Below are 16588 nucleotides of genomic sequence, written 5' to 3' on the forward strand. Positions count from 1 at the left end.
TCCGCGAGAGCCCGCAGCTTCTCCACAGCCTCGGCGATACTGGCAGCGTTCGAGGACTCCGACTGGCTGGCCATCGAGACTGCCTTGCCGGACACGGACGGCGACGTCCAGCCCGAGCGGTGGTACGACTACCCGATCATCGGCTCGCCACCCCTCACGGCCTTCCTCGCCGAGGACCCCGGCGCCGCCGTCGTGAACATCCGCATCCGCAGGGAGCTCGACCCGGTCCTCGCCGCACGAATCGACACCACCCTCAGCATCCTCGCCGACGTCATCCCGACCAAGGCAACTGACCGACGCTCGACGCCGCTGGGAAATGATCAGTGCTCGGTTTGCTGGGCGATCGCGAGGGCCTCGGCGTGCTCGGCGCGGGCGAAGCGGACCAGCCACACCAGGGAGCCCAGGACGAGGAGGGCACCGAAGGCGCCCGCGGCCTTCAACTCCAGCTCAGGTCGGATCGCCACCACCCAGACCATGCATCCGACCGTCACCAGGCTGGCGCCACCGCCGACAACGCCGGTCGCCACCACTCGCCGCCTGGTCCAGAGCCGCGGCGCCGGCGGATGCCGCACCGAGCGGTAGAGGAGTACGGCGGCGAGGACCGTGGTGACCGCCGGCGAAATGGCATTCCCCGGTCCGCTCGTCACGAACGCGCCGACCGTCCCGACCGCAGACAGGCCGAGGACAACACCCAGAAAGACCTTCAAGCTCCCCACGCACCGAATGGTACGGCGACCTCGCGGGATGATGGTGCGATGCCTGAACGACATTCACGCCCCGTCACCGGCGGGCGAGCCTTCTACTTGACCGAACGGCTGTGGAAGCTGGCGGAAGGTCTTCCCGTCGAGTCGGTGCCTATCGACAGCATCCGGGAGTTCGATCAGGACTGCTGGTTCGGCGGGGACCCGGTCACCTGCCGGATGGTCGCCGTACACGCCGACCGGATCCAGAAGGCCGACCTCCGCTACCCCGTGATCCTGTCGTCGGACGGCCGCCTGATGGACGGCGGCCACCGAATCGCCAAGGCCTGGCTAAACGGCGCCACCACCATCAACGCAACCCGCTTCACCACAGACCCCGCCCCCGACTACATCCAGCCGGATCCCCGCCCATGAGACACATCTACCTCGTCACGCATCCGGAAGCCCAGCACCACATCGACAACATCGTCGGAGGCTGGCACGACTCAGAACTAACCGCCCGCGGACACCAGCAGGCCGAACGCATAGCCGACGTCCTGGCAACCAGAATCGGCCCCCAGCCGGTCGAGATCTACTCCTCCGACCTACGCCGAGCCACCCAAACCGCAGAGCCAATCGCGAGAAGATTCTCCGTCGAAGTCCAATCCGACGCACGCCTCCGCGAGCGCAGCAACGGCGAGGCCGACGGCCGTCCCCAATCCTGGCTAGCCGAGCGCCGCATCCCCCTCCCGGAGTACGGCGACCGCCTCAACCACCACGACGGCCCAGCCGGCGCAGAAACACGCCCAGCCTTGGTCGAACGCCTGTACCCCGCCCTCGAAGACATCCTCCGCAGTCCAGCCACAAACCAAATAATCGTGTCCCACGCGTCCGCATCGAGCTACCTGATCACCGCCTGGCTAGGCATGCCGATAACCTCCACAGACCGAGCCTTCTTCCCCCTGACCCCAGGCAGCATCACCACCCTCCACCGCAACCCCACCCACCACAGCCACCAAGTCCAAACCCTCAACGAAACCCACCACCTCCAAGACCTCTGACACCCACCGCTTGCGCGATCCAGGCCCCGCCGACCTGCCGATGCGCGTGGTTGCGAGGCGGCCGGGCTCTGCCGGACGCATGGAGCGACCAAGGTCTCCAGGTATGCACAACCCCAAGTTGGGGACCTGGATTTGGTGGAGCCGCCTGCCAGAATCGGACAGACGGAATTCTCATCACGAGTCCGTCACCGCACGCGGACGAACCCGAGCGACCCGCGATCCAGAGCGCCGATTAGGTCCACCGATCGCGGGTGGCTACGGCCGCTGAAGGCGCTCCGGGGCACCCCAGGGCACGAGTCAGCGAACCACCGATTTGTGATCGACGAACACCCGCTCCGCGACGGCGACGATGTAGCCAAAGCCCCACGTACCGATGACCGGTAAGTCTCGTGCCTCGTCTGCCGTGGCGGTGCCGACCATCCGGCCGTCGCAATAGAGCCCGACCGTTCCACCCACGCGGTGAGACACACCCGACAGCGCACCAGCTCGGTCGACGGGTGGGGAACGGTGACCGACGATCGCCCCGCGGTTCTCACCGATCATCTTGACGTGGCCGAAGCCCCAGGTCAGGAGCTGACTGTCGTCGGCCGTATCTGGTGAGGGCAGCTCGTCGCCAACCCAGTCGAGCAGACCCGCGGCGAACGTCCGACTGTTGATTGCATAGTGGGGTGCTTCCTGAGCGGTAGGGACTGCGACCACGACACCGCAGGCGAATCGGCCGTCTCGTAGCGCTATACCCCAGATGTGACCTGGCAAGAGGTGAGCATTGGACTTGGGCACGAACGGGTACGTCGGACGTCGCGAGACCATGGCGTGATTATGAGTGCCGGCGGCTACACCTGCCTGCCCCATGTCCTAATGATCTGGAAGCGCGGCCAAGTCGGGTGCTCCGTGCAGGTCAGGTCGTGATCTCCCCTGACAGTCATCCCAACCAGAACTCGCGGAGGGTGGGTGCGAGTGATCGCGCCTCCTGCTCAATCGGCGACCAGACGAAAACGGTGGGTTCGCCGTCGAGTGCGACGCAGTACGGATCTCCGGTGCCGTCGTCGCCAAAGGCAAGGAACCTCGTGCGAGCCTCGGATTCCCATCCGAGCCACGCGCCGGCATCCTGTCCGCCACGTCCTCGAGCCGCCACATCACGAACCACTGGCGGGCTTGTGATAGATGCCGTCCGTCGCTTGATACTGCCCGCGCAGCTCGGTTGGGAGCTCGATGCCGAGCCGATGCTCGACAGCCGCGATCGCGCTCGGGTCTGCAGCCGGCTGCCACTCCAGGCCGTCGTCTGTCCGCAGCATCCCTCGCCACACCGACGCATCTTTCAAACCCTTTGTCTGCAACCTCGTTGAACCATCGCCGGCTGCGATCGTCACCGTCGCCGTGTGGGTCGGCGTCGGCGCGTACCTGCCGCACCTGCAGGTCTTCGCCGGAGTACCGACGGTGCTGCTCGTCGCCTACCTGACCTGGGCCGTCCGCAGCGGCCGCCTTCCCCGATCGGTGCCTGGCTGTCGCTACTGGTCGCGGCTCGGGGTGGTGTTCCCTGTCGGGTGATGTTCGGCAGTCGTCGCCAGGTGACGTGCGACAGTACAAAGCAGGGACGCGGCAGATGACTGCCGCTCGTCCGCATCCCGTGGCTCGTTGACAAGGTCCGTCGGGTCTGGGTAATCGGGGTGCGTCTCGTTGCGCCAGTAGCCGATCAGCCGCCGCGGACGCCCGCGTCACCAGTTCTGGGTCGCCCGTTCAGTGGTCCAGTGAGCGCAGATCGTCGATGCTTTCCTCGAGCAAGCGGGCCGACGTACCGAGCCTTGCCCCTATCCCGGTGTTGACGGTCTGGGCATCCATGTGGGTCGTCGTGCGAGCAGTGTCCACGGGCGGGGAGCCAAACGAAACCGGCGCCAGCAGGACCGTGCCTTCCACCGTCAGCAGCCGCAGTCCGAAAAGGCGAGCGACCAGCGAAGTGCGTACGACAGCGCCACCAGCGAGCGTGCTAGCTCCGGCTGGCCTCGTCCAGATAGCTGTCGAGTCCGTCGCTCCCGGCCCGGGAAGGCTTGCCACGCTGACGGCGCGCCTCGTCGAACCGCTGTGACGCGGCCTGGATCGCTTCGACAATCTGGACATAGCGCTCCCGTCCCGCCTTCGCGCCGAGCACGTACCCCACGCCGAACACCGCGACACTGCGCAGCTTCATTTCTTGTCCCTCTGCCGCCGCGATGACACCACCGCGCTGGCAGCGCTCATGCCGATCGCCGCCGCAGCAGCGGCGAGGCTGTTGCGCACGGCACTACGGCGCATCGCCTTCGTCGCGCCGGTCGCGATCGGATCGACCATCCGCTCCAACCGGCTCTTCCTGTGCAACAGTCCCATTGTCGTCTCCACTCCTGGCTAGTGTCGCTTCGATCCGGACGAGCGTTTGAGGGCGGTCACCAATTCGGGCTTGCTCATCGCCGACCTGCCCTTGACGTCCTCGACCGTGGCAAGGTGCAGCAGGTCCGTCTTGGTCATCTCGTTCAGGTCCGCGGCGGTTTGAGTACGCACGTTGCGTGTGCGCTGTGCGCCGGCGCGACTCAGGACCTTCTCGGCCTCGCGGACGCGCTCGTCGGCGCTCTTCGCCTCGCGATCGGCGTTCGCTGCCAGCTGTGCGGCCTGTCGGTGCGCCTCGTCGGCAGCAGCCTTCGTCGCTTCGGTGGCCTCGTCGGCCAGCCGCCTGGCCTCCGCGAGGCTTTCCGTCGCGTCGGCCATTGTCTGCTTGGCCTTCGACTGCGCCGCCTCGGCCTCCTCGCGCGCCTTTGCGATCCGGTCGTCCGCCTCGGCCTTCGCGCGTTGCACCACGCGGTCGGCGTCCGCCTGCGCCGAGGCGCGGGCCCGCTCGACCCGGGCATCGGCCTCCCGGCGCGCCTCGGCGACCTTGTCGCTGACCTCCTGGGCCTGCTCCCGCTCGACGTCACGCACATACGCCCGGCACCGCTCGGCTATCTGACGTGCCTCGTCGCTACGCGCCTTCGCTTCCTCGGCCTCACGGACGGCCTCTTCCTCGGCCTGCTGTGCCTCGTCGGCCGCCGCCCGGGCTCGCTGGAGCCTCAGTTCGATCGAGTCGCCCACGGGCAGTGCATCCAGGACGGAAGCCCCTGCCTTGCGAGCCTTGTCGACCAGCCCGCCTCCTGCTGCGTGCGTCGCGCTGCCTGCCGCGTCCTTCGACGCTTCCAGCGGAGTCAACGCCTTCGACAGCAGCCACGTCGTGTTCCGCGGTAAGTCCTTGACTCCGTTTCCCCAGGCCTTCACGAGTCTGCCCGCGGTACCTGTTCCGGCCATGTCGCTCTCCCTGATTCGATCATGTACTCACGACCACCAGGCCCCCAGCCACTTGGCCGGTACCCGGCTCATGCGACACAAAACAGAGGATTGTCGACGGCCGGGCTGACTCGGCAACCGTGCTGCCGGCACTCCATAAAGCACGGTTGACGCAGCAGGGCATCCTGCCCATGACGCCGTCGGTGGGCTGGGTGCGCTGGGAATTCGAGGCCCGTCCGATCCAACAACGCGCCACCTCGCCGTACCCGCACAGGCGAGTACAGACGGTCTTCGATTGCCCAGCCTGCACTGACCCGCGCGGCCTCGCGGTGGACGCGAGCAGACAGATTCGAACGCCGATGGCGACCGGGTTCGTCCGCGTGGTGCTGGGTACCGGTGGCCACCAACGCTCGAGACACCGGCTGCGATCTCGATCCGGCACCGCGTCGAGAGCCCCCTACTGGGCCATGGCCCACCGACCGAAAGGCACACCAATGTCGATGAGCGCATTCGACCCCTGGACCTACCGAGACACCTCCGGCTTCACCGAGGACAAGGACCTCACCGGCTACAAGATCGCCGCCGTCGACGGTGACATCGGCAAGGTCGACGAAGCCACCTACGAGTCCGGTACCGCCGGCCTGGTGGTGGACACCGGGCCCTGGATCTTCGGCCGCAAGGTGCTACTTCCGGCCGGCATGGTCGAAAGGGTCGACCACGAAGACGAGAAGGTCTACGTCGACCGGAGCAAGGACCAGATCAAGGACGCCCCCGAGTTCGACCCTGACACCGGAGCCGATGACGACTACCGCACGCGCCTCGGCAGCTATTACGACCAGACCTACCGAACCGGCCTGTAGTTGGCCGGGTACCTCTTGAACCGTACGGCGGCCGGTGTGCCGCGGGTCCCCCGCACCACCAGGGGCCCCGCAGCCACGGCCGCCGACCGTTACACAAGCTCGAGCCCGTGTAACGGCTTCACGTCCCCCCGGCGTAACGTCCACAGCATCCGCGATCCAGGGTCCGTCAGCATCCCGATCGGGTCGGGAACGGGTGTTCACGCAGCCCAGCACACCGACCGTGCCGGCCGCGGTGTCGGCGGCACGTCCAAGACACTGCGCACACCGAGCTGGAGGACTTGTTCGGTCACGGCCACCAGCTGCGCGTCCAGGTGAGCTGGGCCAGAGCGGCCTGGCCGGACAGGCTGGGGTGGAAGTAGTCGAGCTTGCTGACCTGGCTACGGCTGAACCGGTAGTTGAAGGTCGCGTCGGCGTCGTACTTGCACAGCGGGTACGCCGCGCACTCCTCGCGCAGCACCGTGTTGAACGCGATGTTCCGGTCGCGCACGGTCTGCCGCTCCGTCTCGGTCCGGTTCGGCGCCAGCAGCGACTGGCAGATGTTCGCAACATCCCAGACGAGGTTGGCCACGACATCGGTGTGGTAGATCTCCCAGAGGTGGTACACGTCAGGGATGCTGGCGACGAAGATCCGCGCCTGTGCGGTGGTCAGCGTCTGCAGGGTCTGTCGGAACTGGTCGCGGAATGTGTCGACCGGCGTCATCGTCGACAGTGAGGAGGTGCACACGTCGTTGGCGCCCATCAGGATCGTGACGTACCCGGCCTGCTGCGAGACAGCCGCCTGGGCCTGACCCGGCGCGTCGCTCATCCGCGCGCCCGACTTCGCGTCGTTGTAGTTATGGCCGGTGATCGCCGGGTTGAGGACCCGCAGGCGCTCGTAGTGACTGGCGATGCCGTCCCAGCCCGCAGCACCGGTGCTCCAGGAGTTGGCCGGATGGTCGCCGTACCAGCAGCACACGTCGGTCGCCCTTGTGATTGAGTCCCCGATTGCGGCCATGCTGGTCGGTCCGGGTGGTGCGGCCTGCGCGGACGGTATGGTCACCGTCCCGCAGATCAGAGTCGCGACGGCGGTGACGATGGCCGTCCACAGCGTGGTTCGTCGCATGTTTGCCTCCAGCACGCGGGGTTGACGTAGCCGAGCATGATGCAGATGACGACCGGCAGATCGACGTATCACCTCGGCTCTGGTTGGCCGCCGACGCCAACCGCCTCATGGCGACTCCTCGGACTGCGCTGGGCGGTACCCGAGCCCCGTCTCTCCACAACGCACCTCCTCGCCGTACCCTCGGCAGGCGAGTATCAAACTGCCTTCGATTGCCCGGCCTGCACTCATCCGCGCGGCCTCACGGTCGCCGCGAGCAGACAGAGCCGAACGCTGATGGTGATCGTTGGAGCGCGTGGCGCTGCGTTCCCCGGTGAACACAAACGCTTGAGGCACCGGGTGGGATCTCGAAACGGAGATCGCTGCGACAACGTTCGCCTCGGTCTCGAGGGCCGGCGTTCTCGGCAGCGAACCCGGCGAGGTCCGACACCCGGACCGCGGCGCTTCACGGGCGCCGCGGCGGCTCAGGGCTTCGAGCCGATCCGGTCCTCCAGGGTTTCGATGACGGTCGGGCAGACGTCGGTCTCGTAGAGCCTTTCGACGCTCTGCATGCCGCCCGGGCTCTCCGCGTTGATCTCGACCACCTTGTCGCCGATCACATCGATGCCGACGAAGAACATGCCGTCGGCCACGAGCTTCTCGCTCATCGCTTCGATGATGCCGCGTTCCACGTCACCGATCTCGAGCGGGGCCGAGCGTGCGCCCGCGCTGATGTTGGCCCGCGGGTCGTTCCCTGTGGGCACTCGCCGGAAGGCGGCCCGTTTCCCGTCGCGCTCGAGGATCTGTCCCTCGAGCAGGAAGATCCGGGCATCGCCGTCCTCGCCGCCGTCGACGAACTCCTGGACGATCGCGTAGCCGTCCTGTAGCACCGCCTCCGTCATCTGCGCGAGGTTCGCTTCGTCCTCGTCCTCGATCATGAACACGTTCCGGCCTTTGGCGCCGTACAGCGGCTTGACGACGCAGTGGCCGACCTTGCCGACGAACCGTTCGATGGCTTCCGGGTCGCGTGTCACCAGCGATCGGGGCCGGATCTTCTCGGGGAACTCCTCCAGGTAGAGCTTGCTCGTTGCGCGTGTAAGGGACATCGGGTCGTTCACCACCGTTACGCCTCGAGCCTGGAGCATCTGGCCGAAAACCGCACCCAGTGGGCTTGCCCACGGCCGCTCCTGCAGATCGTCGATCGATTCGTTTCGCAGGAACAAGGCATCGAGGTCGTCCATGACAATCCGTTCGGCATCGCGCCCCTTGATGCGCTCCATGAAGGCCTCAAGCGGGTCGTCCTTCTCGAATTCTGCGGCATGAGCCCGGGCCGTCAGCTGTCCATCGTCTTCCGCGAGCTCGACGTCTGCGACCCCGACATACCAAACCTCGTGCCCGCCCTGGGCCGCGGCCCTTGCCAGCCGCGTTGTCGTGTACTCGTCTACCTCGGTAGCGACAGCGTTGACGAAAAAGGCAAGCCTCATGCCGAGACACCCCCTTCGTAGAGGTCGGTGACCGATGCGCCCGCGCGCAGTCTGTCGAGGCGCTCCTGAGCGCCGGGCACGTCCAGCCAGCGTGGACGGACCCATGGGGCCTCGAGCACCTTGCGGTCGAGCAGGTCCTGGATCAACGGGATGTGGTCCAATGAGAGCTTGCCGACGAACAGAACATCGAGGCTGCTGCCCTCTGCGAGAACTTCGAGGATGCGCGTGATTCCGCGGAGGTAGATCGCGTCCTTCACAGAACCGCCCCCGGCGACGACCCGGATGGCGATGGACCAAGCGGTCCTCGTCGGTATCCGGTGTTCTGCCCGCAACGATTCGAAGATCTCCAGGAATCCGGCGCCGTCGAGCATCTTGCCGACGGCAACAACCCTCGCCGCGAGCACGCGGAGACGCCGCGGGTCCAATCCGCCGGTCAGGTACTCGGCGAGCACGGCAAGGCCCTCTTGGGTCTCGTCGTAGCCCGGCAGTCCGATCGTCAGCAGCGTCAAGGGTTGCCTGGCGCCGTTCTGGTAGGTGACGACATGGGTGCCGACCTCGTGATGCAGCAAGGGCTCGACGCGGTCGGCCCTGATGGCGGCGGCTTCGGGTATGAGCAGCCGGCCGAACGACACCATCAATTCGGAGATGTCGTCACGCACTTCGACGTCCGCCGGGAAGTCCGGGTACGCGGCACGGTAGCGATCGAACTCCGCACGAGCCGCCTCCGCGAACGCGCCGGCCGTCACGGTTCGGGTGCTGGGAGCTTGGGCGGGGATGGTCTCGAGCAGCTCCTGGGCGGCGGACGCGAGAGGCTGGGCGACCCCTCCGTACAGCTGCAGCGACCCATACACGAACCGTGACGTATCGCGATCCTCCAAGGCTGTGATCTCTCGTGCTATCTCGTCTCGCTTCGCCCGCAAGAGCGCGTGCAACGCAGGATCGCTCACGGTCTCGATCTCGAGGTTGTAGAGATCACGTCGCACCATGTCCGGCTCGAACTCCAGCGGTCTGAGCCGGAGAGTGGGGGCCGTCCCGAAGTCACACCTTTCGAAGTCCGCCCATGCCTCTGCGGCATTGATCGGCGTGAGGTTGAGCAGAAGGTTCAAGCTGCGCTCGATCTCGGTGAGGCGGGCGTCGATATCGAGCGCAGGCGCAAGCTGCTGGGTCGGCGAGGTCACCTCACCGCAGTACCCACCAACCAAAACTGACAACCTGAGCCTGGTCAGGCGAAACCCAGGACCCGCGGCGTCGGCTGACGCGAGCTGAGCCCGTGCCGGCTTCACATCGAGAGAGAACCTCAGGAAGCCCGTGGTACGGCGTCCTGCGGCCTGGGCCCGGTCGTAGCGCGGAGGGCTGACCATGCCACACCCGACCAGCCACGAAGAAACCCCCGGGCGAGGAAACCGGGTCCTGACCTGGGGGTTTGGTGGAGCCGCCTGTCGGAATCGAACCGACGACCTTCTCATTACGAGGAGGAACGACACTGTCGAATCTGGCCTCTACCAGCGACTTTGCCATCGCCTGCTTCGCACCACGGCTACATGTCCCACATGAGTTGACGCCAGTTCGCACCACGATCCGCACCACGCCTACGGCCCGCCACGGCCCGCCACCTCTGTGGATAACTTGCCGCACTCGTTCCGAGGATGATGCATCCTGTTGATGGATCTCCGGGCCGAGGCCACCGCCGCCGCACCCGTCACGTGACCGCACATGCCGGCTTCGGGGTTGAGCTCGGCGGAAGGCCGCCCGGAGATTCCACGTACCGCCGGATCCTGGTCTCGCGCGACCGTACGGCGTGACGTCATGTGCGGACCACGGATCGCCTGCACGCAGCACAAGATCGAACTCGTGCGCCGCGTGGGGCACCAGGGATCGGCGAATTGCTGGCACAGTAGGCGCGTCGCGACTAGCATTCATGCTATCGAACATACATTCGATTTTAGGAGTAAGTTATGGCGACGCGGAGCACCATCGAGTGGACCGACGTGACCTGGAATCCGGTGACGGGTTGCGATCGCGTCGCGGCCGGCTGCGACAACTGCTATGCGCTTGCGCTGGCCAAACGGCTGAAGGCGATGGGCGCCGAGAAGTACCAGCTGGACGGGGACCCGCGCACCTCCGGCCCGGGGTTCGGCGTGGCGTTGCACCCCACGGCGTTGCGGCATCCGTATAAGTGGCGTAGTCCGAGGGTCGTCTTCGTCAACTCCATGAGCGACCTTTTCCACGCCCGTGTTCCGGTCTCGTACGTCCGCGACATTTTCGACGTCATCCGGGAGACTCCGCAACACACGTACCAGGTACTTACGAAACGATCGCATCGAATGGCGCGTTTGGCCGACGAGCTCGAGTGGCCGCACAACCTGTGGATGGGTGTCTCGGTGGAGTCCGCGGAGGTTGTCAGCCGGATCGATCACCTGCGCGACACTCCGGCCAGCGTCCGCTTCCTGTCCTGCGAACCTCTCCTCAGTGCGCTACCGAATCTGAATCTCGATCGGATCGACTGGCTGATCGCGGGCGGGGAATCCGGGCGTCGAGCTCGACCGATCGACCCAGCCTGGGCGCTCGATATTCGGGATCAGTGCCGAGCTGCCGGCGTCGCGTTCTTCTTCAAGCAGTGGGGCGGCCGTACGCCGAAGGCGAACGGTCGCGAACTGGGGGGCCGTACGTGGGACGAGATGCCTCAGCTCGCGACCGCGTGACGATCGGAGCGCCCCTCAGCTGGCCTTGCGGATGACGTGCTGGTGAGGCTTGTTCCCCTTCTCGACATACTCGACCTCGCCGGCGGCAACGAGCTGCCGCAGCGCCAGGCTGAACGTCTTTTCCAGCGCCTCACCCCACACATCACCGAAGATCGCCGTCGTGTGCTCGACTACCTTCTTCGGCTTGCCGTCGGCAACCAACTCGCGGAGGTTGGCCATGATCTCCTCGGCCGCCTGCGTCTGCTCCGACTTGAACTGTTCCTCGACCGTGTCGAACAGCATTCCGTCGCGGGTCTCCTGGTCCGGCCCCAAGAAGTCGAGCCACTTCTGGCGCGCCTTGGCGGCGGCGGCACCGAAGACCCACAGACCGTGCGGATCCATCGTGAGGAAGATCAGGAAGTACACCGGCTGGTGATGCAGCTGCCGCCGGACGGGAGCGACCACCCAGCGGAACGGGGTGTTCCTCGTCAGCCGCCGCCCGTACTCCACCGCGACCGCCTCGGCCGCTGCCTCCCAGTCCTTCTCACCGGACTCGATGTGCGCCTGAAGGGCGAGCTCGCGCCACCACTCGCCGCCACAGACCTTGTCCAGACTGGCAATGCCCGGCTGGTCAAGCTGGCCCTTCTTGTACTGTCCGCCGGCGCGGCGGACGAGGTCGGCGTTGAAGTTCATGAGGAACTCGGTCCGGGGCCAGTTCGGCCGCCCCTTCACAATCTCCGACAGCATGTCGAACGACAGCATCGCGCCGCACGGGTCGAGAAAGAGGAACAGGCTCGCGCCCTTGGCGTAGGTCACCACCTCTTCGAGGTAGTCCCCGCACTCCCCGTAGCGAGTCTCGATGTCGAAGCCCTGGCCGCGGTACTGCTCGGCCACGGTCTCGAGCTGACGGTAGTCCTTCTTCTTGCGTTCGACGAGGAAGATGTCGATCTGGGTGCTGTTCTTCATCTTCTGGGCGGCCAGCATCATGTGCTCTGCCGATGCGGCCTGGCCGCCGTCGAACCTGCCCCGGCCGGCGAAGCCGTCGAACAGGACCGCCCGCTTGGGGTTGAGCCTGCTCGCGGTCATCGTGGCGTAGCGGATCGCGTGCTGCTCCAGGATCCCGTGCTTGTACACCGACTGCGGAGCCGGGCTGTCGAGAAGCCCGGCATCTGTTCCAGTGGCCATTACACCTCCATAGGTCCTAGCGACGAGCGCGAGAACCTCGGCGACGCGGCCGGACAGCTACCCCACTGCATAACAGTGCAGTAACTATTACCACCGAATCTACCGGTTGGTGTAGACGAAGCCGTGGAACCCAGTACGGTCTGATGCGTCACGGCCAATGACAGCAACGAGACCTCGGGCGGCGTCCACGTCGACCGGGGTCTTCGCGTTTTCCGGTGAGACCGTACACCCCGACACCCCGAAGTCCCGCACTCCAGATCCCACCGGTGTAATTACCACATGTGCCGGAGCAGGTACAGGTAGTCATTTCAAACAAAATCCAACATCTCGTGAAGTTCGTCACAAATCTGCTTTTCTGCTCCCCTGCAGGCTAGGAAAGCGCTCACCTGAGCACCTAGCGCACTTGAAGTTCGCACGCCCCGTCACGAAGCGCCTGTTCACAAACGCACATCCGGTCGTGACCGAATTGTTATGTAAAGACCCCTACACAGGTTTCTGGCGGAAGTGATAGGCAAAGCGAGCGACTCGCTTGATCGCGCAACGAGTTCGACTTTGTGCGAAACGTAATGTCCATCCGGCGTACATCAGGCGGAGCAGTACCTCCTTGCAGGCGGCGATCGGGCGTGCCAGGCAATGTGCCGGGGCCGGCATCCGCATCCAACGGAGCGGTTCGGGTCGGGCCGGCCGGCTGTTCGGCATCACTCGTTGAACGCTTCGATGCGTTGCTGTTGTGCGTCCCGGCGACGGCGCGCTGCTGCGGCGCCCCGCGCGGCGCGAGTGAGCTCGCGTTCGAGCTTCCGGGTTCGGCTCTGGGCTTGGCGTAGTTCGCGGCGGGCTTGTTCGAGCTCGTTCGCGAGTCGCTCGATCGCGGTCTGCATGTCGGCGATGTGGTGCTCGTTGGCGTCGAGCTCGGACTCCGCAGCCGTCCGCTCGTTCTCGGCTGCTTCGTAGTCGGCTTCGACTTCTCGCAGACGCTCCTGCAGCTCCGCATGTTGCCTGCGCAGCAGCTCGTCCTGCGTGAGCCTTCTCGTCTTCGCGGCGGCGATCTTCTTCTTCGGGCTGGTCTTGGGCCGAGACGCCTTGACTGTCGCCGCGGGGGTTGGCCGATCCGGGACCAGCCGAGGGACAGGAGCTGGCGCTCCGGTCTCATCGACGACGCCGAATCCGACGTGCCGCAGGCCGCTGCTGAGGCGTCCGCTACGCAGCATCTGGGCCGCATTGGGGTCCACGACGGCCGCGTCGAGGGTGGCCGCGAGCCGCTCCGCAGTGCTCGTGGTGATCGATCGCCCATCGTGGGCCGCGTTCTCCTGCGCGACCTCCACGAGGCGGTCAACCAGTTCATGGCGGCGAGGCGTGAGTAGCTTGAGCCGCGTGCGGTCGCCGAGACGGTGGGCCTCGCGCAGGTCTTCTCCCAACTCGGTCAACTCCGCGATCTGCTCCGGCGCAGTTCGCACGAGACGGTTGGCGAGCCAGGCCGCGATGGTTGGCTTCCGGAGCGATCGGACGCTGTCGCTGCCGCGGGTGTCGCCGGCGTCGCGGAGCGTCTGGGCTAGCTGGTTGCGGGCAGCGGTGAACTGCTCTGGCAGCAGCCCGTACAGCTCCAGCACCGGGTCCAGCTCCATCTCACCACAGTGCATGGCACGGTTGCCCTAGGCAAGCTAACTGTCGGTCAGTCCGCGGGCGCGGTCTGCTAAGTTACTGCGCTGGCTGACTCGGGCTGACGTGCGCGCTCGGCGCTCGAGTCAGGCCGCGTTTCGGGCTGCGGTGTTCCTGGGCCAGCTCGCTCCTGCGGTCCAGATCCACCGCAAACTTCCCGGCGTCTCGGTCTGGTAGGCCAGCGGCCAGCCGCAAAACTCGTTCGCGGTGCGGCCCATCCGCTCGGCCGCGCGGCGGCGTTCCTCCCAATCGGAGACGTAGAACACTTGCCGGTCCCCTGGCCCTCCGACCAAAGTCACAACGGGTTCGCGCAGTGGCCCGGGCATCAGCCGGCCTCCCGCGCTTCTGGTGGGGCCGGTTGGCGGCTGGGCGCAGCTCGGAGTTCGCTCTGGTCGATCCAGCCGATCCGGCCGTCAGGCATCCGCACCCGCCCAAGCCAGCGCCCCTGCTCGCGCACCCAAGCGTCCAGAACCCCGGCGCGCTGCCACGCATCCACCGGCACCGGCGGACTGACGCGCCGGACGTTGGCCTGGTCGCGGGCGCCGTGCACGTCGTACTGCAACTCCAGCTCGGCGGCCACTTCGCTCGCCTCGGCCTGCGACAGCCCGCGACCTCGGTGGCCGTTCATGGCGTTGTCCCACACCGACCAGTCGTCGACCCCGTCACCCGGCCGTACGTTGAACCGTCCCACCATGACCACATCATGACATCAACCGAACAAATGTTCTAGCGAGTCTTCGTGATCCGCCCGCGCTTCGACCGGCGTTCAGCATCGAACACTGACGGTAGCCAGCGGAGGAACGACAGGCCCATGCCCCATGCATCGCTGGTCGCCGGCTCCGGCGCTCGATCTCCACTCTGGGGCGGCGGAGTCACCATCGAGCCCGACGCGTTCGGCGGCGGCTGCGCCCCAGCCGGGGGGTCTTGGGGTTGGTCGGCGTTCCCGGCGCGGGAAACTGTCGGTGCCTGGTGGGATCGTGCTGTGGTATGGAGCTGACTGTCCGGGATTTCGAGCGGATACCGCCGGGGAACCTGCGGGTGCCGGTGCGTGAGTTCGCCCGGCTGTGGTTGGCAGCTGAGACCCGTGGTGATGCGCTGACCGCTGAAGGTCGCGGCGACTGGTACCTGACCGGTGTACAGGTCACATGCAGATGGCTGGCCTGCGGCTTCGTGACGTTCAACTTCCCGTCGGGACCGACTCGGCAGCGGGCGCATGCTCCGACCACCGGAAGTACGAGGGTCGCGTACGAGGAGCTAATCGCGCGGGAGACTGAGGCGGCCGAGCGCGTGGTTGCCAGCGGTGGGCGCCCCGGGCGTCCCGGTTTCGCTGAGGGCGCGCTGGCGACGCTGGACTGGGCGTGGCGCCGATCAGGTGTACCCCCGATCGAGGTGGAGCAAGAGCCGGCCAGGCAAACGGGCTAGGTAGCCCACCCGGGAAGGGGCCTCAGGAAGCGCCGTACGGGGCGTCCTGAGGCCCCTTTCTCCTGTCCGGACCCTCAGGCGGTTCAGCGGCGCGGGTGGCGGCTGCCGGCGGTGAGTCCGGAGGTGATGGTGCGTTCGGCTTCGGCGCGGGGTAGGCCGATGCGGGTTGCTGCGGAGACGAGTTCGTCTTGTGCGATGTGGTGGTCGAGGAGCTGCGCGCCGACGAGTTGGCCGAGTGCGAAGGCGGCGCGGTTGAGGGTGTCGTTGCGCTGGCCGGGGGTGGCGGCGAGGACGTTCTCGAGTTCGCCGGTGAGCGCGGCGAGGGTGTACGCGCTGGTGTTCCTCAAAGTGGAAGCTCCCCGCCGCACCTCGACAGCCGCCGGGGTCATGTCGAGGGCACCGATGATCCAGCTGGGCAACGGCTGCGGCGTACTGGTGGCGGCGCTGAGGTACCGGCCGTCGGCGGTGATCGATCCTGCACCGACGACGTAGCCGCCATGACCGCGAGTGTCGATCTTCCAGCCAACGCGGCCGGCGGTGTTGCCGAGCTGCTCGCGGTCTGGCTGCCGGTAGTACAGGTGTTCTCCGCCCGAGGGTGTAGTGACGGTGTAGGTCGGCGGCACAGAGGCGGCGTGGTCGGCGGCCACGAGCGCGAGCACGTCGGCGCCGGTTGCTGCGCTGCGCCTTCGCCACGGTTCGGGTACTTCCTCCCGTGGGTTCTTCGGCTGGTCCAAGTCCACGACCAGGAGCCCTGACGGCCCGGCTGCAACGCCGATGTTGTACGGCGCTCTGCGCCAGGTGTGGGCGATCGCCAGGTGGTCGGTGGTGGCGGCTGCTTCCCAGTCTTCGACGGCTGGTACTTTGCGTCCGGGGACCAGGGGGAAGACCGAAAAGCCGTGATCGGCGTGCCAGTGCGCTGCCCGGCAGAGCGTCCGGTGGTCCGCGTCCAGGGCGACGCGCCGCGTGGTGGTCACGGCTCGATTCCTCTCCGGTCCGGGTGGACTCGTTCGCTGCGGACTCGCTGCTTGCCCCGGCCTGCAGCAGGTGCGCGGAGCTCGAGGTAGACGCGGACGCCGAACGATCCTCGGTTCGGGTAGGCGCGGTCTGCGCCGGCCAGCTCGAACTTGTGGCGTAGTTGCTCGACCAGGCGCGCGATTTCGTCGGCCTCGCCGGACAGCCGGACCTTGATCGTCATG

At 66.6% G+C, this 16588-nt stretch carries 20 protein-coding genes; 6 read left to right on the forward strand and 14 right to left on the reverse strand.

Annotated elements, in window-relative coordinates; translation table 11 throughout:
- Positions 1–320 precede the first annotated feature (320 nt).
- Positions 321–716, reverse strand: coding sequence for a hypothetical protein (locus ACIBL3_RS00105; RefSeq protein WP_396350941.1), 396 nt, complete (start codon positions 714–716; stop codon positions 321–323).
- Positions 717–755: 39 nt separating this feature from the next.
- Here ACIBL3_RS00105 and ACIBL3_RS00110 point away from each other — a divergent pair, with 39 nt between their 5' ends.
- Positions 756–1115: a hypothetical protein gene (locus ACIBL3_RS00110; RefSeq protein WP_396350942.1), complete on the forward strand. Its 360-nt coding sequence runs from the start codon at positions 756–758 to the stop codon at positions 1113–1115.
- Complete coding sequence (locus tag ACIBL3_RS00115; protein WP_396350943.1) at positions 1112–1741, forward strand: histidine phosphatase family protein; 630 nt, start codon at positions 1112–1114, stop codon at positions 1739–1741. Before ACIBL3_RS00110 ends, ACIBL3_RS00115 begins: the two co-directional genes overlap by 4 nt.
- 297 nt (positions 1742–2038) lie before the next feature.
- Here the strand turns inward: ACIBL3_RS00115 and ACIBL3_RS00120 are convergent, their stop codons facing one another.
- Together ACIBL3_RS00120 and ACIBL3_RS00125 are read right to left on the reverse strand one after the other, a co-directional pair.
- On the reverse strand, positions 2039–2593 hold the full coding sequence (locus tag ACIBL3_RS00120; RefSeq protein ID WP_396350944.1) for a hypothetical protein: 555 nt from the start codon (positions 2591–2593) through the stop codon (positions 2039–2041).
- Positions 2594–2877: 284 nt separating this feature from the next.
- The gene (locus ACIBL3_RS00125) at positions 2878–3036 is read right to left on the reverse strand and encodes a hypothetical protein (protein WP_396350945.1); all 159 of its coding nucleotides are present in this window, start codon (positions 3034–3036) and stop codon (positions 2878–2880) included.
- Positions 3037–3118: 82 nt separating this feature from the next.
- On the opposite strand from ACIBL3_RS00125, the gene ACIBL3_RS00130 reads away from it, so the two are divergent.
- A complete protein-coding gene (locus ACIBL3_RS00130) occupies positions 3119–3289 on the forward strand; it encodes a hypothetical protein (protein WP_396350946.1) in 171 nt (56 codons plus the stop codon).
- A gap of 436 nt (positions 3290–3725) precedes the next feature.
- Here ACIBL3_RS00130 and ACIBL3_RS00135 read toward each other — a convergent pair whose 3' ends face one another.
- From ACIBL3_RS00135 to ACIBL3_RS00145, 3 genes are read right to left on the reverse strand one after another with little or no spacing between them, the layout of a single operon-like run.
- Positions 3726–3926 (reverse strand): hypothetical protein, encoded by a 201-nt coding sequence (locus ACIBL3_RS00135; protein ID WP_396350947.1) that lies wholly within the window; start codon positions 3924–3926, stop codon positions 3726–3728.
- Positions 3923–4102, reverse strand: a complete 180-nt coding sequence (locus ACIBL3_RS00140; protein ID WP_396350948.1) for a hypothetical protein — start codon at positions 4100–4102, stop codon at positions 3923–3925. The genes ACIBL3_RS00135 and ACIBL3_RS00140 overlap by 4 nt, the downstream gene beginning before the upstream one ends.
- Before the next feature lie 18 nt (positions 4103–4120).
- The gene (locus tag ACIBL3_RS00145) at positions 4121–5047 is read right to left on the reverse strand and encodes a hypothetical protein (RefSeq protein ID WP_396350949.1); all 927 of its coding nucleotides are present in this window, start codon (positions 5045–5047) and stop codon (positions 4121–4123) included.
- Positions 5048–5526: 479 nt separating this feature from the next.
- Here ACIBL3_RS00145 and ACIBL3_RS00150 point away from each other — a divergent pair, with 479 nt between their 5' ends.
- Positions 5527–5886 (forward strand): PRC-barrel domain-containing protein, encoded by a 360-nt coding sequence (locus ACIBL3_RS00150; protein WP_396350950.1) that lies wholly within the window; start codon positions 5527–5529, stop codon positions 5884–5886.
- Between the two features lie 286 nt (positions 5887–6172).
- On the opposite strand, the gene ACIBL3_RS00155 is transcribed toward ACIBL3_RS00150, so the two are convergent.
- From ACIBL3_RS00155 to ACIBL3_RS00165, 3 genes are all read right to left on the reverse strand, one after another.
- Positions 6173–6988 (reverse strand): GDSL-type esterase/lipase family protein, encoded by an 816-nt coding sequence (locus ACIBL3_RS00155; RefSeq protein ID WP_396350951.1) that lies wholly within the window; start codon positions 6986–6988, stop codon positions 6173–6175.
- A 461-nt stretch (positions 6989–7449) separates the two neighbouring features.
- Positions 7450–8448: a glutathione synthase gene (locus ACIBL3_RS00160; RefSeq protein ID WP_396350952.1), complete on the reverse strand. Its 999-nt coding sequence runs from the start codon at positions 8446–8448 to the stop codon at positions 7450–7452.
- Positions 8445–9626 (reverse strand): flavohemoglobin expression-modulating QEGLA motif protein, encoded by a 1182-nt coding sequence (locus ACIBL3_RS00165; protein WP_396350953.1) that lies wholly within the window; start codon positions 9624–9626, stop codon positions 8445–8447. Before ACIBL3_RS00165 ends, ACIBL3_RS00160 begins: the two co-directional genes overlap by 4 nt.
- A 777-nt stretch (positions 9627–10403) precedes the next feature.
- Between ACIBL3_RS00165 and ACIBL3_RS00170 the strand changes: the two genes are divergently transcribed.
- Positions 10404–11150 carry a DUF5131 family protein gene (locus ACIBL3_RS00170; protein ID WP_396350954.1) on the forward strand — a complete coding sequence of 249 codons (747 nt, stop codon included), beginning with the start codon at positions 10404–10406 and terminating at the stop codon, positions 11148–11150.
- A 15-nt stretch (positions 11151–11165) separates the two neighbouring features.
- Here ACIBL3_RS00170 and tcmP read toward each other — a convergent pair whose 3' ends face one another.
- From tcmP to ACIBL3_RS00185, 3 genes are all read right to left on the reverse strand, one after another.
- Positions 11166–12314 (reverse strand): three-Cys-motif partner protein TcmP, encoded by a 1149-nt coding sequence (gene tcmP, locus ACIBL3_RS00175; RefSeq protein WP_396350955.1) that lies wholly within the window; start codon positions 12312–12314, stop codon positions 11166–11168.
- 698 nt (positions 12315–13012) lie between these two features.
- Positions 13013–13936 carry a hypothetical protein gene (locus tag ACIBL3_RS00180; RefSeq protein WP_396350956.1) on the reverse strand — a complete coding sequence of 308 codons (924 nt, stop codon included), beginning with the start codon at positions 13934–13936 and terminating at the stop codon, positions 13013–13015.
- Positions 13937–14295: 359 nt separating this feature from the next.
- Positions 14296–14664 carry a hypothetical protein gene (locus ACIBL3_RS00185; RefSeq protein ID WP_396350957.1) on the reverse strand — a complete coding sequence of 123 codons (369 nt, stop codon included), beginning with the start codon at positions 14662–14664 and terminating at the stop codon, positions 14296–14298.
- A 293-nt stretch (positions 14665–14957) separates the two neighbouring features.
- On the opposite strand from ACIBL3_RS00185, the gene ACIBL3_RS00190 reads away from it, so the two are divergent.
- A complete protein-coding gene (locus ACIBL3_RS00190) occupies positions 14958–15392 on the forward strand; it encodes a hypothetical protein (protein WP_396350958.1) in 435 nt (144 codons plus the stop codon).
- Positions 15393–15475: 83 nt separating this feature from the next.
- Here the strand turns inward: ACIBL3_RS00190 and ACIBL3_RS00195 are convergent, their stop codons facing one another.
- Positions 15476–16366: a bifunctional DNA primase/polymerase gene (locus ACIBL3_RS00195; RefSeq protein ID WP_396350959.1), complete on the reverse strand. Its 891-nt coding sequence runs from the start codon at positions 16364–16366 to the stop codon at positions 15476–15478.
- Complete coding sequence (locus ACIBL3_RS00200) at positions 16363–16587, reverse strand: hypothetical protein (RefSeq protein ID WP_396350960.1); 225 nt, start codon at positions 16585–16587, stop codon at positions 16363–16365. Before ACIBL3_RS00200 ends, ACIBL3_RS00195 begins: the two co-directional genes overlap by 4 nt.
- Position 16588: the final 1 nt, after the last annotated feature.

This window comes from Kribbella sp. NPDC050124, assembly GCF_044460355.1.
In the GTDB taxonomy this organism is placed as follows: Bacteria; Actinomycetota; Actinomycetes; order Propionibacteriales; family Kribbellaceae; genus Kribbella.

Coding starts and splice junctions, on each gene's coding strand:
- ACIBL3_RS00180 (WP_396350956.1), bottom strand. CDS start 13,936: ATGGAGCTGGACCCGGTGCTGGAGCTGTACGGGCTGCTGCCAGAGCAG.
- ACIBL3_RS00150 (WP_396350950.1), top strand. CDS start 5,527: ATGAGCGCATTCGACCCCTGGACCTACCGAGACACCTCCGGCTTCACC.
- ACIBL3_RS00135 (WP_396350947.1), bottom strand. CDS start 3,926: ATGAAGCTGCGCAGTGTCGCGGTGTTCGGCGTGGGGTACGTGCTCGGC.
- ACIBL3_RS00190 (WP_396350958.1), top strand. CDS start 14,958: ATGGAGCTGACTGTCCGGGATTTCGAGCGGATACCGCCGGGGAACCTG.
- ACIBL3_RS00200 (WP_396350960.1), bottom strand. CDS start 16,587: ATGACGATCAAGGTCCGGCTGTCCGGCGAGGCCGACGAAATCGCGCGC.
- ACIBL3_RS00185 (WP_396350957.1), bottom strand. CDS start 14,664: ATGGTGGGACGGTTCAACGTACGGCCGGGTGACGGGGTCGACGACTGG.
- ACIBL3_RS00115 (WP_396350943.1), top strand. CDS start 1,112: ATGAGACACATCTACCTCGTCACGCATCCGGAAGCCCAGCACCACATC.
- ACIBL3_RS00120 (WP_396350944.1), bottom strand. CDS start 2,593: ATGGGGCAGGCAGGTGTAGCCGCCGGCACTCATAATCACGCCATGGTC.
- ACIBL3_RS00155 (WP_396350951.1), bottom strand. CDS start 6,988: ATGCGACGAACCACGCTGTGGACGGCCATCGTCACCGCCGTCGCGACT.
- ACIBL3_RS00110 (WP_396350942.1), top strand. CDS start 756: ATGCCTGAACGACATTCACGCCCCGTCACCGGCGGGCGAGCCTTCTAC.
- ACIBL3_RS00125 (WP_396350945.1), bottom strand. CDS start 3,036: ATGCTGCGGACAGACGACGGCCTGGAGTGGCAGCCGGCTGCAGACCCG.
- ACIBL3_RS00170 (WP_396350954.1), top strand. CDS start 10,404: ATGGCGACGCGGAGCACCATCGAGTGGACCGACGTGACCTGGAATCCG.
- ACIBL3_RS00160 (WP_396350952.1), bottom strand. CDS start 8,448: ATGAGGCTTGCCTTTTTCGTCAACGCTGTCGCTACCGAGGTAGACGAG.
- ACIBL3_RS00145 (WP_396350949.1), bottom strand. CDS start 5,047: ATGGCCGGAACAGGTACCGCGGGCAGACTCGTGAAGGCCTGGGGAAAC.
- ACIBL3_RS00140 (WP_396350948.1), bottom strand. CDS start 4,102: ATGGGACTGTTGCACAGGAAGAGCCGGTTGGAGCGGATGGTCGATCCG.
- tcmP (WP_396350955.1), bottom strand. CDS start 12,314: ATGGCCACTGGAACAGATGCCGGGCTTCTCGACAGCCCGGCTCCGCAG.